This window comes from Hyphomonas sp. (assembly GCF_046313735.1).
GTDB lineage: Bacteria > Pseudomonadota > Alphaproteobacteria > Caulobacterales > Hyphomonadaceae > Hyphomonas.
In genome coordinates, this window is the sequence record NZ_JBKBXW010000010.1 from 59,674 (window position 1) to 76,492 (window position 16,819).

Annotated in this window: 12 protein-coding genes and 1 pseudogene; 3 read left to right on the forward strand and 10 right to left on the reverse strand. The window is 66.0% G+C overall.

What is annotated here, in order from left to right:
• Positions 1-10: 10 nt before the first annotated feature.
• From addA to tsaE, 5 genes are read right to left on the reverse strand one after another with little or no spacing between them, the layout of a single operon-like run.
• Complete coding sequence (gene addA, locus ACK4SV_RS06825) at positions 11-3,520, reverse strand: double-strand break repair helicase AddA (RefSeq protein WP_409917064.1); 3,510 nt, start codon at positions 3,518-3,520, stop codon at positions 11-13.
• Positions 3,513-6,569 carry a double-strand break repair protein AddB gene (addB, locus tag ACK4SV_RS06830; RefSeq protein ID WP_409917065.1) on the reverse strand — a complete coding sequence of 1,019 codons (3,057 nt, stop codon included), beginning with the start codon at positions 6,567-6,569 and terminating at the stop codon, positions 3,513-3,515. The genes addA and addB overlap by 8 nt, the downstream gene beginning before the upstream one ends.
• Entirely contained in the window at positions 6,559-7,284 is a 726-nt protein-coding gene (locus ACK4SV_RS06835; RefSeq protein WP_409917066.1) for a nucleotidyltransferase family protein, read from the reverse strand. Before ACK4SV_RS06835 ends, addB begins: the two co-directional genes overlap by 11 nt.
• On the reverse strand, positions 7,281-8,381 hold the full coding sequence (locus tag ACK4SV_RS06840) for an aminoglycoside phosphotransferase family protein (RefSeq protein ID WP_409917067.1): 1,101 nt from the start codon (positions 8,379-8,381) through the stop codon (positions 7,281-7,283). Before ACK4SV_RS06840 ends, ACK4SV_RS06835 begins: the two co-directional genes overlap by 4 nt.
• Entirely contained in the window at positions 8,365-8,820 is a 456-nt protein-coding gene (gene tsaE / locus ACK4SV_RS06845; RefSeq protein WP_409917068.1) for a tRNA (adenosine(37)-N6)-threonylcarbamoyltransferase complex ATPase subunit type 1 TsaE, read from the reverse strand. The genes ACK4SV_RS06840 and tsaE overlap by 17 nt, the downstream gene beginning before the upstream one ends.
• 157 nt (positions 8,821-8,977) lie before the next feature.
• Between tsaE and ACK4SV_RS06850 the strand changes: the two genes are divergently transcribed.
• From ACK4SV_RS06850 to ACK4SV_RS06860, 3 genes are all read left to right on the forward strand, one after another.
• Positions 8,978-10,222 carry an NAD(P)/FAD-dependent oxidoreductase gene (locus ACK4SV_RS06850; protein ID WP_409917069.1) on the forward strand — a complete coding sequence of 415 codons (1,245 nt, stop codon included), beginning with the start codon at positions 8,978-8,980 and terminating at the stop codon, positions 10,220-10,222.
• An 18-nt stretch (positions 10,223-10,240) separates the two neighbouring features.
• Positions 10,241-10,561: a 2Fe-2S iron-sulfur cluster-binding protein gene (locus ACK4SV_RS06855; RefSeq protein WP_409917070.1), complete on the forward strand. Its 321-nt coding sequence runs from the start codon at positions 10,241-10,243 to the stop codon at positions 10,559-10,561.
• Between the two features lie 146 nt (positions 10,562-10,707).
• Complete coding sequence (locus tag ACK4SV_RS06860; RefSeq protein ID WP_409917071.1) at positions 10,708-11,490, forward strand: acyl-CoA thioesterase; 783 nt, start codon at positions 10,708-10,710, stop codon at positions 11,488-11,490.
• A 246-nt stretch (positions 11,491-11,736) separates the two neighbouring features.
• Here the strand turns inward: ACK4SV_RS06860 and ACK4SV_RS06865 are convergent.
• The 5 genes and pseudogenes from ACK4SV_RS06865 to ACK4SV_RS06885 form a co-directional block, all read right to left on the reverse strand.
• Positions 11,737-12,735, reverse strand: a pseudogene (locus tag ACK4SV_RS06865) (endonuclease); the annotation flags it as partial.
• Positions 12,736-12,827: 92 nt separating this feature from the next.
• Positions 12,828-13,898 (reverse strand): phytanoyl-CoA dioxygenase family protein, encoded by a 1,071-nt coding sequence (locus ACK4SV_RS06870; RefSeq protein ID WP_409917072.1) that lies wholly within the window; start codon positions 13,896-13,898, stop codon positions 12,828-12,830.
• A 127-nt stretch (positions 13,899-14,025) separates the two neighbouring features.
• Complete coding sequence (locus ACK4SV_RS06875) at positions 14,026-14,433, reverse strand: F0F1 ATP synthase subunit epsilon (protein ID WP_409917073.1); 408 nt, start codon at positions 14,431-14,433, stop codon at positions 14,026-14,028.
• Positions 14,434-14,445: 12 nt separating this feature from the next.
• Entirely contained in the window at positions 14,446-15,873 is a 1,428-nt protein-coding gene (gene atpD / locus ACK4SV_RS06880; RefSeq protein WP_409917074.1) for a F0F1 ATP synthase subunit beta, read from the reverse strand.
• 42 nt (positions 15,874-15,915) lie between these two features.
• Positions 15,916-16,794: a F0F1 ATP synthase subunit gamma gene (locus ACK4SV_RS06885; protein ID WP_409917075.1), complete on the reverse strand. Its 879-nt coding sequence runs from the start codon at positions 16,792-16,794 to the stop codon at positions 15,916-15,918.
• Between the last annotated feature and the right edge of the window lie 25 nt (positions 16,795-16,819).

Genomic DNA, 16,819 nt, shown 5'->3' on the forward strand with positions numbered 1-16,819 from the left:
TTGGGCTAAGTCAAACCTCGCTGCGCGCACTTGTGAGCGCAGCTGATAGCAGCGCCTCCGGCAAGGGCATCAGTTTCGGCCCATCCGTCCAGCAGAGCGCTGCCGTCACGCGCCGGCCTGGATAGGCCTGGCGCAGCACGGCCCAGTAGGCAGCCATCTGGGCGATATAGCCCTCGCCCACCTGTTCCGGCCGGTCCGGAGCGGGCTGGTCGGTCTTGTAATCGATGATCATCACCTCCTCCGGCGTCACCACCAGCCGGTCCACCCGGCCATTGATGACGAGGCCCGCCGGCAGGTCCGGCGCCGCGCCGAGGATGGCTGCTTCCGCGCGCCCGCCCGGCTGGAACAGCCCGCCAAGGGCGGGATCATTGAGGATACCGAAGGCAGAGGCCAGCATCTCCGCCCGTTCTGCGTCTGAAAGCGCCAGCTCTTTCTGAAGATAGGCTGCTGCAGCTGCCTCCCGCCGATCCTCCGGCAACTCCGGCAGGTATTGCAGCAGGGCGTGGATGATCCGCCCGCGCCTCAGCCGCGCTTCCCGCCCGGCATCGAAGGGCGCAACGACGCGCATTCCGGGGCCCAGCAGGCTTGTCGGGGCGGACACCCGCCGGGCCAGCGGCTCTTGCGCCGGCGGCTGAAGCGCCCAAACCGGCAGGTCCCTGGCCCTGCTGGCCGCGCCCTGCCCCTCTGCCGCGCCGGTCCAGATCCGGCCAAAGCGGCGGACCCCGTCGTCAAGTTCCTCATGGGGCAGCTCGTCCATGGCCCCGGCGCAGAGCGCATACCAGGACTCCTCATGATAGCCGGGCTTGTCCTCGCCCGCCGGGCCATACCAGTGGCCGGCAATGATCAGCCGGTCCTGCGCGCGCGTCAGCGCCACATAGAGCAGGCGGCGATGTTCCTCGCGGGCGCGGGCCTCGGCGATGAGGCGCTCGGCCTCACTTGCCGGAATGTCCGTATCCTTGCGGGGTACCCAGACGAGGGCGCCTTCGGTTTCAAGGATCGGCGGCGCACTGGTCTTGGGCTTGGAAGTGGTGTCTGGAAGAATCACGACCGGCGCCTGCAGGCCCTTGGCCCCGTGCACCGTCATCACCCTGATCTCGCGCCCGGCATCCGCGAGGTCGCGCTTGATCTCGATCTGCTCGGCCTCCATCGCATCGACAAATGCCTGCAGCGAGGCTGGGGCAGATGTGTCATGTGCCAGCGCGCGCGCCAGCAGCGCTTCGACCGGATCGCGCGCAGGCGTGCCGAGCCGGGCGTTGAGCCTCTCCCAGCCCGTCTGCCCCCCTGCGACAGGCCGGTCGAGGACTTCACTCAGGAACTCATAAGGCGGCAGGTGCGCGCGCGCCTTCAGCCCGCGCAGGAAGGCCGCCGCTGCCTGGACATCCGGATCGTCGCTGGTCTGGACCCGGGACCAGAGCGTCTCGCCCCGTGCGCGCGCAGAGGCGAGCGGGAACAGGTAGCGATCATCGTCCACCAGCCCGCAGAATGGCCCGCGAAGGATCTCGGCCAGCGTCAGGTCGCGCATATCGAGCGCGGCGAAGCGCAGGAGGTTCAGGCAATCCTGCACGCCGATGAAGTCCGACAGGATCAGCCGGTCGGCCCCGGCCACGGGAAGCCCCTCACCCTTCAGCGCCGATATGATGGATTCAAACAGGCCGCCCTGCCGCTTGCCGACGAGGATCAGCACATCCTCCGGCCGCATCGCCCGGCGTACGCCGTCCTCCCAGACCTGTTCGCCCGCCGCGATCATTTTCCCGATCTGCCGGGCGATGCGGCCAGCAAGCTCCGCCTTGGGCGATGTGGAGCGCACGATATTCACGGGGCGTTCCCAGGCGTCAGGATCCTCTTCGTCTGCCCTTGCCGGGATCGGCCACAGCTCGACACAGCCGGGCTCCTGCCAGCGGCTTGCCGTATGGCGGATATCATGCGCCGTAGACGGATCAGTTGCGGCAAATGGCATATCAATCGGCGGGGCCGAGTTCCAGACCCGGTCGACAAAGCCGAGGATTTCCGGCGAGGAACGGAACGACATCAGCATCTCTACCCCGGTGGCCCCGGCGGCGGAACCTGATAGCTGGCGCGTCTCCCGGATCAGCTGGCCCGGGTCTGCACCCTGGAAGGAATAGATCGACTGTTTCTCATCGCCGACGATGAACATCGTCCGGGGATCCTGCGCATAGTCGCGCCCTTCGCCGGACGTGAATTCATGTGTCAGCGCACGGATCAGTTCCCACTGTTCGGGGCTCGTATCCTGCGCTTCATCAATCAGCACATGCGAGAGGCGGCCTTCGAGCTTGTAGAGCGCCCAGCTGGACAGGCCATCGGCCTCGAACAGCTCACGGGTGCGGGTGATCAGATCGTCGAAGTCCAGCGCGCCGCGCCGGGCCTTCGCATCGCGGTAATGCTCAAGCGCCGGCAGGCCGGTGCGCAGCAAGGCAGAGGTCCGCGTAAAGGCCTTCGCGCTTTTCAGAAGCCCGATCAATTCGCGAATCCGGGCCGTCTCGCGGCCTTCACCCCCCTTGACCTGAAAGTATTCCTCAAGGTCCGGATTGAGCTGTGCTGTCTTGACCGTATACGGATTGCTGGCCCGGAACTCCCCCTTCTGTGTCAGGAAGAAGCGCGTATAGGCCGCCCATGCGGCTGAGGCATCTGCGGCCTCCAGAACAGCGGCGAGGTCTTCGCCCCGTTCCCGGTCGGTCTTTGATCCCGCCAGCAGCGCCTCCATCGCGCCTTGCAGAACCCCGCGCGGTAGCTCTGGCCCCATCGCGCGCGCGATGAGTGCCTCGGGGCTCTCCTCCGGCGCGCCGAGGGCAACACGCAGGGCCGCATCCATCGCCTCCCGGTCAAAGCCATGCTGCCCAGCAAAGCGCAGGACAGGCCGCATGGCGGGCCGCAGGGTATCCAGCGCCGACGCCGCGCCTTCATTCATGGCTTCCCGCGCGATCAGCGCCAGCGCGCCCGGCGCTTCGTTAGCCGCCGTTCGGATCGCGTGGGCCTTTGCCTCGTCCCAAAGCTGCGCGGCGTCTGCTTCTTCCAGTTCCGCAAAGCCCGGCATGATCCCGGCCTCGAGCGGAAAGCGCCGCAAGATCCGTGCACAAAAGGCATGGATTGTCTCGATCCGCAGCCCGCCCGGCGTTTCAAGCGCGCGTGCGAACAGCGCCCGCGCGAGGCGGAGCTCATCAAGACTGTAATCCTCCGGCGTCCGCCCTTCGAGCTTGCCAAGCGTCTCGCGCAGCCGGTCATTGTCCATCACGGCCCAGCCGCCCAGCGTACGGAACAGGCGGGTGAGCATTTCGTTCGCCGCGGCCCGCGTATAGGTGATGCAGAGGATGGATTCAGGCGCCGCGCCCGGGCGGCCATCCGGACGGCGCAGCAGCAGCCGGGCGACCCGGTCGATCAGGACCTTGGTCTTGCCGCTGCCGGCATTGGCCCGCGCGAAGGCGGAGCGGACGGGATCGGCCGCCGCCGCCTGTGCCCCGATCGCCGCCCTGAACGCGGCATCGAACTCCGCCGCCTCACTCATCGCCGCCCTCCCCGCCGGAGGTATCGCGGTTCCATTCGGCCCGCCGCGCCAGCAGATTGAAGCCATAATCATACTTCACGAACTGAACCCGCGGCGCCGAGGCAAACTCTGCCTCGGGCGCCCGGTATTGCGAGATCAGCCTGACAAGGCCTGCGTCCGCTTCTGCAACCAGCTCATCGAGCGATTTCGGGCTGCGCGCGCCCTCCCCGACCCGGCGGCTCGAAGGCTTGCCGCGCACGGACACATATTCCAGGCCCGCGACCGGCCCGGCCGCTACGCCCTTGAACCCGCCACTGCGGGCGATCAGGGCCTGCAAGGGCATCTGCTGGTCAAACCCGGCGGCAATGGCTGCGTCGCTCGGCGGCGTGCCGGTCTTGTAATCGACCACGGTGATCCGACCGTCCGCGCTCCACTCCACCCGGTCGGCCATGGCGGAGAGGCGGAAGGGCGCCCCGGCAATCTCCAGCTCGATATTTCCGCCCGCCTCAAGCTCCATCCCGGCAGGCTGTTCGCGATCGCTGCGCCAGCGCAGGTACCACGCGGCCACATCCTGCCAGATTGCCTCGCGGCCGAGCCAGGATTCCTCCGGCTCGCCCTCTGCGGCAAGCTCGGCGCGGATCAGATTGAGCAGGTGGTCCGCTGTCTGATGATGGGGCTCTGATTTCTCGAAAGCCTCCAGCGCCGCATGGATCGCTGTGCCCCGGAGGTTGGCAGCGAGCGGCTTGTTGATGGGATCGATGACTTTCAGCCCAAGCACATCCTCTGCCCACAGAGCGTAAGGATCGCGCTGCAAAAGATCGACGCGCGTGACCGAAAGGCGGGCCGGCCAATGCGTCGGTGTCCGGCGCGACGGTTTTGGCTCAGCGGAATAGTCCGGCGGAAGCGTGCCGTTGCCAAGGTTCTCAATGGCGGCGACCCAGCCTGCCAGGTCGCGCGCCTCGCCCTGCATCACCTCGCTCGTTCGCTCCGCAAAAGCGGCGGTTGCAAGCGTCCGCAGGCGCCAGACCCAGCGCGAGGCGACCGCCGGGCTGTCATCCCGGCGCGCAGCATGAAGCATGACAACCTGCGGCGCGGATGCGAGCTGCGCAAAGTCATGCGCAGAGAGTCCCATACGTTCCTCGGGATCGAGAAGTCCAATTGACTTGCGGAATTGCCGGGGCAGGAAACTGTCCGGCGACGGCCGCTGCGGCCAGACATCCTCGTTCAGACCGGTAAGAATGATCCTGTCCGCAGACTGAAGACGCGCCTCCAGCGGCCCCAGAATGCGCAGACGCGGATGTTCCTGCCCCTGCGCCGGGACCGACTGGTTCGCCGCCTCGGTATCAATCAGGTCGGCAAAGGCCTGCGGGGTCATCGGCCCGAGGAACGGGGCCAGTTCGGCGATCTGCTGCAGCAGACGCGAGGCCCCCGCCCCATCCTCCCCCGTCCACGGCATGGGCGTGGCGCTGACGAGACCGGCTAGGCGTGCGACCTGTTCGGCGGCAGCCGCGCCATCCATTGTTTCGATTGCGGAAAAGTCAGCGTCCGCTTCGCGCACGAGTCCGTCAAGCCGGCGGACCTGTGCGGCGCAATGCGTCTGGTCTTCCTCCGTAAACGGATCACGCCGGTCATTGCGCTTCAGCGTCTCTATCCGGCGCGCGAGCGCTTCAAGGCTGGTCCAGCGCCTCGGGCCGCGCAGGAAGTACAGGTCCAGCCTTCGCGTATCGAGGTGCTGCGACACGAACGGATGTTTCAGGACGGCCGCCAGCGCGCCAGGGTCTCCGGGATCAGCGGCCCAGCGTGCACACAGCCCGATAAGGCTGCCTGCCGATGTTCTGCCCAGCGGCACCGGCGCAGAGGGCGGCACGCTGATGCCCCAGCGGCCAAGCAAGGCTGAGACCCGCCGGGCAAGTCCGGCATCCGGCGTCACCAGCGCGGCGGTCTCTCCGGGGTCGTCCAGAACCTTCCGCATCAGGAGCGCGGCCGCGCGTGCTTCCGACGCCTCGTCCGGCAGCTCGACCACACTGAGGCCGCTGAGCCCGTCTGAAACAAACCCCTCGATCGACTGGCCCTCAGCCTCAGAGAGAAGATCAAGCGTCTCCCGCCAGTCGGCGGTGGCATCGGCCGGCGCGAGGGCTTCCTGGATCAGACGTATCCGCGCCCGTGCCCGGGGAACGGGCTCCGTGCCGGGCCATCCGGCGACATCTTCCGGCTGCAATCCAAGGTCTTGCAGGGTTCTGAGCAGGGCATTCTGCGGATGCCCCGGCGCGGCAACAATCCCGTCCCGGCGGGAAGGCTCAAGCCACATATCCAGCCCCGGCAGGACGATCAGCCCGCGCGGCGCGCGCAGCGCCGCCCGCATCAGCAGGCGGCCATCCGGCGTCGCGCCGGTCGAGCCGGCAATGATCACCGGCGCTGCGGGCGGGTGCTGCTCCCAATGCGCCAGCAGGAACTCAGCCGTGCGAACGGGCTCGCTGTAAGGGTCCGCGACCCCCTGCTCATTCAGCCAGTCTGGCCAGAACTCTGTCAGTATCCTGAGGAAACGTCCCGCGCGTTCCCAATGGCCCGCAACGTCGGCGATCTCCAGATCACGGAGCTTTTCCCAATCCGCCCCCTCGCTGATCGCGGCCTGACGCAGCAATTCTGAAAGCTCGCGCGCAGCCGAAAGCGCGGCGGCGGGCGTCAGCTCCATCCCCATTTCGGTGAGGTAGTATTTGCGGGCGAGCGCCGCCAGCACACCGAGGCGGCGTGCGCCGGAGAGGCGCGGCCCGGCGCCGGCGAGGGCCTGTTCCGCAACCGGCGGCGGATCTCCGGTGTCGAGGTCGCCCATGGCGCGGATATCCGGTGGCAGCAACGCCGCACCTCCAGATGCATCGAACAACGCCAGCAGGAGTCCGCGCGCGGAGCGTTTGTTCGGCACATAGACAATGGCGTCCGCCAGCGCATCGGGGCGCTCTGCAAGCCGGAATTCAGAGGCGAGCGCGCGCGCAAGTTCCTTCAGGAAGGCCGCCCCCGGCGGGATGGACCGCACGCGCGGCGCCCCGTCTCCGAACAGCGCCTCAGCCGCCATGGCAGCCCAGCCACATCTCTGCGTCCCGCAATGCGCCGGGATCGCCCACATGCAGCCAGAACGCGTCCAGCGCGAGACCCTTGAGACGTCCTGCCGCAATCTGCTCTTCCCAGACCTTCAGGGCTGAGAAACGTACCGGCGCGCGGCCATCATAGACCTGAGGCTTCAGGATACGCACCCCGGCATAGGCCCAGGGCGCAGACGGCGCCTCGCCGCGCCGGGTCAGGCGTCCATCCTCGTCCATGAAGAAATCGCCCGCCCCGTCAAAGCCGAGCGTGCGGCCCATATCGGCGACCAGAAGGCGCTCATCCTCCGCCTGCGGATCGAAAGCTGCCGCCAGCGCCTTCAGCGGCTCCGGCGATCCCGGCGACCAGAACGCGTCGGTATTGAAGACAAAGACCGGATCATCGCCCAGCAACGGCCGGGCCTTCACCAGCCCGCCGCCCGTTTCTAGCAGCTCTGCGCGCTCATCGGAGAAGACCACTTCAAATGGTCCGCCCCCGGAGAAATAGGATTCTACCTGTTCGGCGAGGTAATGGACATTGACGACCAGCCGGCGCACGCCTGCCTCGGCGAAGGGCGCGAGGACCCGTTCGATCAGCTTCTTGCCGCCAACCTCAACGAGGGGCTTCGGGCGATCATCCGTGAGCGGACGCATCCGTGTGCCGAGCCCAGCGGCCAGCACCATCGCAGTGTGTGGCATCGCCGCGCTCATGACTGCCCTCCGAACACGAACGGCGTGGTCTGCTGCACAAAGCGGCGCATCCCCGCCAGCGCCGGATGCTCCAGATTGCGCGCGAGGAGAGAGAGCTGGCGCGGCTGGAACTGGCCATAGCGCGCCTTCCCGTCACGGTACTGCAGACGGGAGAACACACCAGCAATACGCAGCGCATTCAGCGCGCCGATGACGGCAAGGCGCTCATCGAATGCCTCCCGGCTGCTGCCCGTCAGCTCAAGCAGTGTGCGGATCGCCGCTTCTGCCGCGTCCGGCGAAACGGCCCGGCGTGCATCCTGTGTCAGCATCGCCATGTCCCAGGCGTCCCAGCCGCGCACGGCGTCCTGGAAATCGAGCAGGCCCACACGGTCGCCCGGCAGCCAGAGCAGGTTCTCGGCATGATAATCGCGCAGCGTGAACACGCGGGGGAACGCCATGGCCTGCCCGATCAGCGCGTCGCGCTCCGCCTCCCAGGCCGCCCGGGCTGCGCCGGTCAGGGCCGCACCTCCAGCTTCCACGGGAAGCCAGTCCGCATAGAGGTCCGCATTGGCTGCGAGCGCCACCGCGTCAAAGTCGAGGATCGGCCAGCGCTGGCCCTGCCCTTCGAGCACGCCGGGCACCGGCGCAGCGTGCAACGTGGCCAGCGTGCGCGCGGCGGCGGTGTAAAGCTCCGTCTCGCCCGCCTCGCTGCGCTCTATCACGCGGGCAAATTCCCGCCCGGCGCCGAAATCCTCGATCAGGGCAAAGCCCCCATCCGCATCAAACGCAAACACCTCAGGCGCGTTTAGGCCGAGAGACCGAAGATGCACGGAGATCAGCGCAAACGCCTCAACGCGCGAGGCGGCCAGCCGCGTCATCGCATTCCAGCCCATCCGGCGGCGCGTCTCGGCGTCGGCGTCCGGCGGGCAAGGATCATCCTCCACAGGCGGCGCATCCATCAGCAGGCGGGTTGCGCCATCCTCCCGGTGCAGGCGGATGTAGCGCCGGGTCGAGGCGTCCTGGCCGAGCGGGGCGCGCTGCGCCGTCTCCCACCCGTCACCGGCCCGGGCGAGGAAGGCGTCGATACCGGGAGTGCGCGAGTCAGTCAGGGTGTCCATCCAGCCGTTCCTGCCAGCCTTCGCCGCGCGGCACCAGTCTCGCCCGGCGCCCTTCCCCAGCGAATTCGAGAAACACCTCCAGGCGGCTCGCTGGAAGGTGCCGGCCCGCCCGCTCCGGCCATTCGACCAACGCGGCGCCCTCCTGCGTCTCGTCCCATCCCAGTTCGACAACGCCCTCCGGCGTTTCAAGCCGGTAGAGATCGAAATGCCAGAGCGGAAAGTCCGGCCCGTCATAGACCTGCACCAGCGTATAGGTCGGGCTAGGCACCTCAGTCCCCTCGCCGAGGAGGGCGCCCACCAGCCCCCTCACAAGTGTCGTCTTGCCCGCGCCGAGGTCGCCATGCAGCGCAACCACATCGCCCGCGCGCAGGAGCCCGGCCAGCCGGGCTCCGAGGGCAAGCGTTTCGGTTTCCGACGGCAGGTCAATGATCGTGTCCATGGCCCTTCCTAGCCTTGCCTTGCCGCTGCGCAAGCCAGCTTCAGATGCGGATGTGACCCTGTGACCCGTCTTGCGGCGCTTGCAGGGCAAGCTAGAACAATCTAGAAGCGCGGGAAAAGTGACGCTTGCGTCACGAATTAAGAATGCAAGGGGAGTCATGGACCTTTCGGCTGCAGAGCGGATCGTCATTGCCGGCGCAGGCCAGGCTGCAGCGCAGGCTGTGCAGTCGCTGCGCCAGGGCGGTTATGCCGGCGCGCTGACCATCATCGGCGACGAACCCGCGCTGCCGTATCAACGCCCGCCGCTCTCCAAGGCGTACATGAAGGGCGAATTCGAGGAAGAGCGCCTCTATTTCCGCCCCTCCGCCTGGTATGAAGACAACAAGGTCGAAATCCTCCTCGGCACCCGGGCCACGCGAATCGACCGCGCCGCGCAAATCCTCCACCTCGAACACGGCGGCGAACTTCCCTATGACGCGCTGATCCTCGCAACCGGCTCCCGCCCGCGCAAACTCGCCTGCAGCGGGGCTGATGCGGCGAACGTCCATGACCTGCGCACGCTGGCCGATGTCGAACGCCTGCGCCCGCAGATGGTCTCCGGCCGCCGGATCGTCATTATCGGCGCAGGTTATATCGGGCTGGAAGCCGCCGCCGTCGCTCGCCAGATGGGCCTCGATGTTACTGTGCTGGAAATGGCCCCGCGCGTCCTCGCCCGCGTGACCAGCGAAGTCATCAGTGACTTCTACACGCGCGAGCATACCGCGCAGGGGGTGAAAATCCTGACCGGGACGGCCGTGTCGCATCTTGAGACCGGGAACGGCGCCGCCACCGCCGCGATCCTCGCCGATGGTACCCGCCTCGAAGCCGACATCATCCTCGCCGGCATTGGCATCCTGCCGAATGAAGAGCTGGCGAAAGAGGCCGGCATCGCCTGTTCCAACGGTATCCTGACCGACCGGGATGCCCGCACATCCGACCCGCGCATCTTCGCTGCCGGGGACTGCGCGGCCCGCCCGCTGGTCCATTATGGCCGCACCGGCCGGCTCGAAAGCGTCCACAACGCCATCGAACAGGGCAAGCTCGCTGCCGCCGCCATTCTCGGCCAGCCCCGCCCGGCGGAGGACTGCCCGTGGTTCTGGTCCGACCAGTATGACCTGAAACTGCAGATCGCCGGGCTCAGCACGGATCATGATGAAGTGGTCGTGCGCGGGGATCCCGCCGCCCGGAAGTTTGCGGCCTTCTACCTGAAGAACGGTGTCCTGATCGCGGTGGACGCGGTCAACAGCCCGCCGGAATTCCTCGCCTCAAAGAAACTCATCATGGCCGGGGCGCGCGTCCCTGCCCATCTACTCGCCGACACTTCGACCCCGATGAAAGACATCGCCGCCCTGGCGGCAGCCTGACAGGAGACCTGAAAACCAATGGCAAAGATCACCTACATCAACCATGACGGCACCGAGCGCACAGTCGAGGCGAAGAATGGCGAATCCGTCATGGAAGCCGCGATCAAGAACGGCATTCCCGGCATCGACGCAGACTGCGGCGGCGCCTGCGCCTGCGCCACCTGCCACGTCTATGTGGACGAAGCCTTCATGGACAAGGTCGGCACCCAGGAAGAGATGGAAAAGTCGATGCTCGACTTTGCCGAGAATGTGAAAGCGAACTCGCGCCTCTCCTGCCAGATCAAGGTCTCCGACGCGCTTGACGGCCTGCGCGTCTCGACGCCGGAAAGCCAGCACTGAGCTGAATTCAGGCAACGCCGGCTGCCGGCCCACGTCTTCGCGGGCTGGCACCGCGTGACCTTGCGACAGCCATTGGTTCTTTTTCAGAACTGTGATCCGGAGGGGTGCTAGCTCCTCCACTGTGCTCATTGCCGGATATGCGATCCATGGATTTCTCCCAGCTCCTCGCTGCCTCGACAGAAACCGGCGGCATCCGTCAGACCGCTATCCCGGAAACCTGGATGCAGGGCCGCACGGCCTATGGCGGGCTGACCGCCGCGCTCTGCCTCGATGCGGCGCGCTCCCTTGCGCCGGACCTTCCGGTGCGCGCCGTCCAGGTCGCCTTTGTCGGGCCGGTGAATGGCACGGTCAGCTGCCGCGCCGAAGTGCTGCGCCGGGGCAAGAACACCGTTTTCGCCTCCGCCCGCATGACCGGCGAGGACGGTATCCTGGCCGAAGCCATCCTCACCTTCGGCGCATCTCGTGCCTCCAGCCTCTCCTTTGCGCACCTGCCTGCCCCGGATGTGGCCGATCCTGGTGATGTGCCGCCCTATTTCCGCAACCATCAGGGCCCGGCCTTCGCGCAGAATTTCGACATGCTGATCGCCGGCGGCGCGCCGCCCATGTCCGGCGCCAGCGAAGCCGATGTCTCGATCTGGATGCGCCACAAGGATGAGGCCGCCGCCACCGATGCTGTTGCGCTCCTCGCCCTCGCCGATGCCCCGCCGCCGGCCGCCATGTCGATGTTCACAGCGCCCGGCCGGATCAGTTCCATGACCTGGATGGCCGAGTTCCTGACCGATGACATCCGGACCGAAGACCGCTGGTTCCTCGCCCGCCATACTGCGCAGACCGCGATGGACGGCTATTCCAGCCAGGCCATGATGCTGTGGAATAGCAAGCGCGAACCGGTCATGATCGGCCGCCAGACCATCGCCCTGTTCGTCTGAGCGGCGCCGCGCAGTGCCCGCAGATCAGGTATCGGTTGGCTGAATTTGTGCGGCGGCAGCGATTGAAACCCGGCTTTCCAGCCGGTTCAACCCGCTCCGGATGCCCGGCTCGCGCATGGCCAGCACCATTGGCAGGGCAAGGCCGTTGCGGAACATCGCATTCGTTTCGGCAACCCGGATCAGCGCCGCGTTCACCGACCGCGTGGGGATCTCGGCGGAAACATCCTGACGTGCCACCGGCTGGTCCCGGCAGTTTCCGGCCCGGCGGAATCCGGCGGAACGCGCATCCTGTTCACTGTCGAAATAGACACGGTTACCCTCGGCAACCTGCGAGTACCCTGCACATCCCACCGGCAAGTGATAGATGCCGCTGTTCCGGTTGCCGATCACGGGCAAGGCGCTGCCTTCCAGCGAGGCGACAATCTGGCCCGACTGCGGCGCACGGCTCATCAGGCCTTCGGCCGAATTGCGGTGCCCACGCTCCCAGCGGCGCTCCCCGGTCACGAACGGATTGGAATGGCCCATGATGGCTGCGATGCGGCGGTCGCGCTCCCGCTCCCAGTCGGTCACCGGATACATCCGGTCCCAGGCCATTAGCAGCCGTTCCTGCTGCGAGCTGAGCCGCAGGTCGTAGCGGTCGTACATGTAGAAATAGACCCGGGCGACGAGGCCTTTGACCTCATCGCGCGGCTCTGCCACCCCGGCCCGGAAATCCACCTTGAAATTGCAGGCCCCGTGGCGGAATTCGGTGGTGGGCAACATGCCGAAGCGGTGGTTGCTGCGGTCTGCATTCACTTCGCCCACCGAGGGCGACAAATTATGCATGTCGGCCTCGATGACCCGGAACTCCGGATCATTCGAGACGCAGTTCTGCCGGCCGCCCTCCTGCCAGCACTGCCGCTGATTGCCGATCCAATAGGCCGGGACGATGTGCTCCCATTCGATCCGTGCAGCCCGGTTCTGCTGGGCGCGCACTTCATAGCCGCAGCTGGCGTGGTCGATGATCCCGCCGGAGCGCCCTGCCCACTCCCAATCACATCCGCAATACAGCGTCCCGAGCGCCCCTCCGGTGTTCTGGTCGTGATAGACCTGTTCGCGCAGCAATATCTTGGCGCGGTCGAAGTTTCCGGGCGGCGCGGCCGCCGCCAGCAGCGGAAGCAGGAAATATCCGAGAAACGCGCCAATAAGGACACCGGCGATACGCCGGTCCTGCCGGATGGCCCGGCCCTGTGCGAGTGCGCCCATCCTGAGCTCTCCCTCTGGCTGATCCAGAGGTCAAACGAGCACCGGTAAGGCTAATATCGTGTTAACTGGCAGGTGGCGCGGCTGCAGCCGGATCAGGCACGGCCGCCGGAACTGCCTGCCTTGCCTTTAAGCCGCCCGATCAGGCCCCGCCAGCCTGATCCGGCTGGGTCCGAGGCGCCGGCCGAATACGCTGCCCAGCTTGGCAGGGCGCTCTTGCCCGGGATCCAGGGCGGGCGGAAGCACTCGCCGCCATTTTCGAACACACCAACCCTCTGCTGGTGTGCATCAAAATTCCGCATCCATCCTGGCAGCGCCCAGTCGACCGTATAGTGGGTCACATAGCTTTTCCGGGTCAGGGAGCGATTGTTCACCGCCGTGCCTTCATGCGGCAGGTTGCCATGCCAGAGCAGCACATCGCCGCGCTTCGGGCAGAATATCTTCGGCTGGATTCCCTTGGACGCCATCTGGGCCTGCAGGTAGTGCGCAAAGTCCAGGGGCGAGCGCGTAGACTGGTCGTCATAGACAATTGACCCGCCGCCCCAGTCAAAGAAGCCCGATTTGTCTGTCTTGTGCCCGCCTGGATAGTAAGCCAGCGGCCCGGCATCCGGGTGGACATCTTCCAGCGGGATCCAGGAGGCCGCGAGGAAGCTCAACGGATGCTGCTGGCGGACATAGGGGTAGTCGATGTGGATTGGCTGTTCGCTGCCCCGCCAGAAGGTCAGGGACTGGCACACCGAGGCCGGCGCTCCGAACACATGGCGCAGGAAGTCTGCGACATGCGGCGCAAGGCTCAGCCGCGCCGCCGGAAGGGAGAATCCGTGCATGTAGTTGAGCTTCACGCCCGTCAGGTCTTCCGGAAAGGCGTCGAGCGCGCGGCTCGTCATCTGCTCGCCCTTTATCTCGATCGGGATCTCATAGGATTTGAAATCCCGTTTCAGAACCTCGATGTCCGCGAGATAGGCGTCGATCAGGCTCAGCGGTATCGCGTTCTCGAAGATGACGACGCCATTATCGCGCCATTCGCGCAGCTTCCCTTTGAGGTCATAGCCAGGCTGCTCCGGAAGCCCGTCAACATATCGGTCGATGTCTGCATAGGGCTGGTCTATCCAGGGGCGCTCGCGGATCCAGTGATCGGGCGTGACGGTCGGCTCGGCGGTCTGCATGGTACCCTTCTGGCGTCGCAGGGATGATGCGACCAGCTAGCACTCCTCGCCCGCGCGCTTCAATCGCGCCGCAAAGAAAAACCCCGGCCAGAGGCCGGGGTTTGAACATTCTCAGGCAGACGAAGCCTCAGCTCGCCAGTGCAGCGCGCAGACCCTCAAGATAGGTGATCTGCAGCTCAAGCGCGACGCGCTTGGTATCCCCGGCATCGAGGGCCAGTAGCTTCATGCGCACGGCCTCGATCTCGCCATCGACATCCGCTGCGGTCACGTTCTCCAGATTCCGGGCTTCCTCGGCCAGGATGGTGAGGCCTGCCGGGGTCACATCAGCAAACCCGCCGCGCACATAGATGCGCATCTTGACGGTGTCGCCTTCCAGCACCCGCACCACGCCATTCTTCAGCGTCGTCATGAACGGCGCATGGTTCACCAGCACGCCGAACTCGCCTTCCGTGCCCGGAGCGATGACATGATCAACGGCCCCGGAGAAAAGTTCCCGGGCGGGCGAGACCAGTGAGAAGTGCAGCTTGTCAGCCATCAGACCCTATCCTCAGGCAGCTTCCGCCAGCAGCTTCGCGGCCTTGGCTTTGGCTTCCTCGATGCTGCCGACCATGTAGAAGGCCGGCTCCGGCAGGTGGTCGAACTCGCCGCTGATGAGGCCCTTGAAGCCCTTGATCGTGTCTTCGAGCTTCACCTGCACGCCCGGCGAGCCGGTGAAGACCTGCGCCACGTCGAAGGGCTGCGACAGGAAGCGCTCGACCTTACGAGCGCGGGCCACCGTCAGCTTGTCCTCTTCCGACAGCTCATCCATGCCGAGGATGGCGATGATGTCCTGCAGTTCCTTGTATTTCTGCAGGATCGCCTGAACGCCGCGGGCGACTTCGTAATGCTCCTCGCCGACGACCATCGGGTCGAGGATCCGCGAGGTGGAGTCGAGCGGGTCCACAGCCGGGTAGATGCCCTTCTCGGAGATCGCACGCGAAAGAACGGTCGTGGCATCAAGGTGGGCAAACGAAGTGGCGGGGGCCGGGTCGGTCAGGTCGTCTGCAGGCACGTAGACGGCCTGCACCGAGGTGATCGAGCCCTTGTTGGTCGAGGTGATGCGCTCCTGCAGGGCGCCCATATCGGTCGCCAGCGTCGGCTGATAGCCCACGGCCGATGGGATACGGCCGAGCAGCGCGGACACTTCCGAGCCGGCCTGCGTGAAGCGGAAGATGTTGTCGACGAAGAACAGAACGTCCTTGCCTTCCACATCGCGGAAGTATTCCGCCTGCGTCAGGCCGGTCAGCGCGACGCGGGCACGCGCGCCCGGCGGCTCGTTCATCTGGCCATAGACCAGCGACATGCGGCTCTCGCCTTCGAGGTTGATCACGTTGGATTCGATCATCTCGTGATAGAGGTCGTTGCCCTCACGGGTCCGCTCGCCGACGCCCGCGAACACGGAATAGCCGCCGAACAGTTTGGCGATGTTGTTCACGAGTTCCATGATCAGAACCGTCTTGCCGACGCCCGCGCCGCCGAACAGGCCGATCTTGCCGCCCTTGGCATAGGGGCAGAGCAGGTCGATGACCTTGATGCCGGTGACGAGGATTTCGGACTCGGTTGCCTGATCGACAAATTCCGGCGCCGAAGCATGGATCGGCATGAAGGTGTCAGCGTTCACCGGGCCGCGCTCGTCGATCGGCTCGCCGATGACGTTCATGATGCGGCCAAGGGTTGCCGGGCCAACCGGCACGATGATCGGCTTGCCGGTGTCGGCGACGGCCTGGCCGCGCACGAGGCCCTCGGTGGAGTCCATCGCGATGGTGCGGACGGTGTTCTCGCCGAGGTGCTGGGCGACCTCGAGGACAAGGCGGTTGCCGTTATTGTCGGTCTCAAGCGCGTTGAGGATCGGCGGCAGCTCGCCTTCGAACTCGACGTCGACAACGGCGCCGATGACCTGGGAAACGCGGCCTTTTGCGTTGGCGGGGGTGCTCATCTGATCGTCTCCTCGGGAGATGAAAGTGTGTTCTGGGTCGACTTAAAGGGCTTCGGCACCGGAGATGATCTCGATCAGCTCCTTGGTGATCTGGGCCTGGCGAGCCCGGTTGTATTTCAGGTTCAGGGCCTTGATCAGGTCCTTGGCGTTGCGGGTCGCATTGTCCATCGCGGTCATGCGGCTCGCCTGCTCGCCGGCGGAGCTTTCCAGCATGGCCGACAGGATCTGCGTATTGATATAGCGCGGCAGCAGCGTCTCGAGGATCGCCTCTTCCGACGGCTCATAGATGTATTGTGCGCCGCCAAGATCGATCACCGGTGCGCCTTCCGGCGCTTTCGCCGGGATCAGCTGCTGAGCGGTGGGGATCTGCGAGAGCACGTTCTTGAACTGCGAATAGACCAGTGTTGCCACATCGAACTCGCCGGCCTCGAAGCCTTGCGTGAGCATCTGGCCAACCGTCATCGCGGCTTCGGAGAAATCGTTGCCCTTCACATCGGTCAGCGACACATGCGAGGTGAACAGGCTGCTGAAGTCCCGCGCGAGGACTTCCCGGCCCTTCTTGCCGATGGTCATGACCTTCACGGTCTTGCCTTCGGATTGCAGCTTCTGGATCGTCTGGCGCGCGAGCTTGGCGACATAGGCATTGAAGCCGCCGGCAAGGCCGCGCTCAGCCGTCATCACGACAACCATGTGGACCTCGTCCCGGCCCGTGCCGGAGAGCAGCTTCGGCCCGCCCTGCCCGGTGCTGACGGCAAGGTTCGCCAGCACGGCGGCCATGCGCTCTGCATAGGGCCGGGCCGCCGTCGCGGCGTCCTGCGCGCGCTTCAGCTTCGCGGCAGCCACCAGCTGCATCGCCTTGGTGATCTTCTGCGTGGATTTCACGCTTCCGATCCGGTTCTTAAGGTCCTTCAGGCTGGGCATATCGGGCCTTTAGCGTCCTTCGTAC

Excerpts from the sequence above, each read along its gene's own strand:
- ACK4SV_RS06875 (WP_409917073.1), bottom strand. The coding sequence starts at position 14,433 with ATGGCTGACAAGCTGCACTTCTCACTGGTCTCGCCCGCCCGGGAACTT.
- ACK4SV_RS06835 (WP_409917066.1), bottom strand. The coding sequence starts at position 7,284 with ATGAGCGCGGCGATGCCACACACTGCGATGGTGCTGGCCGCTGGGCTC.
- ACK4SV_RS06860 (WP_409917071.1), top strand. The coding sequence starts at position 10,708 with ATGGATTTCTCCCAGCTCCTCGCTGCCTCGACAGAAACCGGCGGCATC.
- ACK4SV_RS06855 (WP_409917070.1), top strand. The coding sequence starts at position 10,241 with ATGGCAAAGATCACCTACATCAACCATGACGGCACCGAGCGCACAGTC.
- ACK4SV_RS06850 (WP_409917069.1), top strand. The coding sequence starts at position 8,978 with ATGGACCTTTCGGCTGCAGAGCGGATCGTCATTGCCGGCGCAGGCCAG.
- addA (WP_409917064.1), bottom strand. The coding sequence starts at position 3,520 with ATGAGTGAGGCGGCGGAGTTCGATGCCGCGTTCAGGGCGGCGATCGGG.
- ACK4SV_RS06840 (WP_409917067.1), bottom strand. The coding sequence starts at position 8,381 with ATGGACACCCTGACTGACTCGCGCACTCCCGGTATCGACGCCTTCCTC.
- ACK4SV_RS06885 (WP_409917075.1), bottom strand. The coding sequence starts at position 16,794 with ATGCCCAGCCTGAAGGACCTTAAGAACCGGATCGGAAGCGTGAAATCC.
- atpD (WP_409917074.1), bottom strand. The coding sequence starts at position 15,873 with ATGAGCACCCCCGCCAACGCAAAAGGCCGCGTTTCCCAGGTCATCGGC.
- tsaE (WP_409917068.1), bottom strand. The coding sequence starts at position 8,820 with ATGGACACGATCATTGACCTGCCGTCGGAAACCGAAACGCTTGCCCTC.
- addB (WP_409917065.1), bottom strand. The coding sequence starts at position 6,569 with ATGGCGGCTGAGGCGCTGTTCGGAGACGGGGCGCCGCGCGTGCGGTCC.
- ACK4SV_RS06870 (WP_409917072.1), bottom strand. The coding sequence starts at position 13,898 with ATGCAGACCGCCGAGCCGACCGTCACGCCCGATCACTGGATCCGCGAG.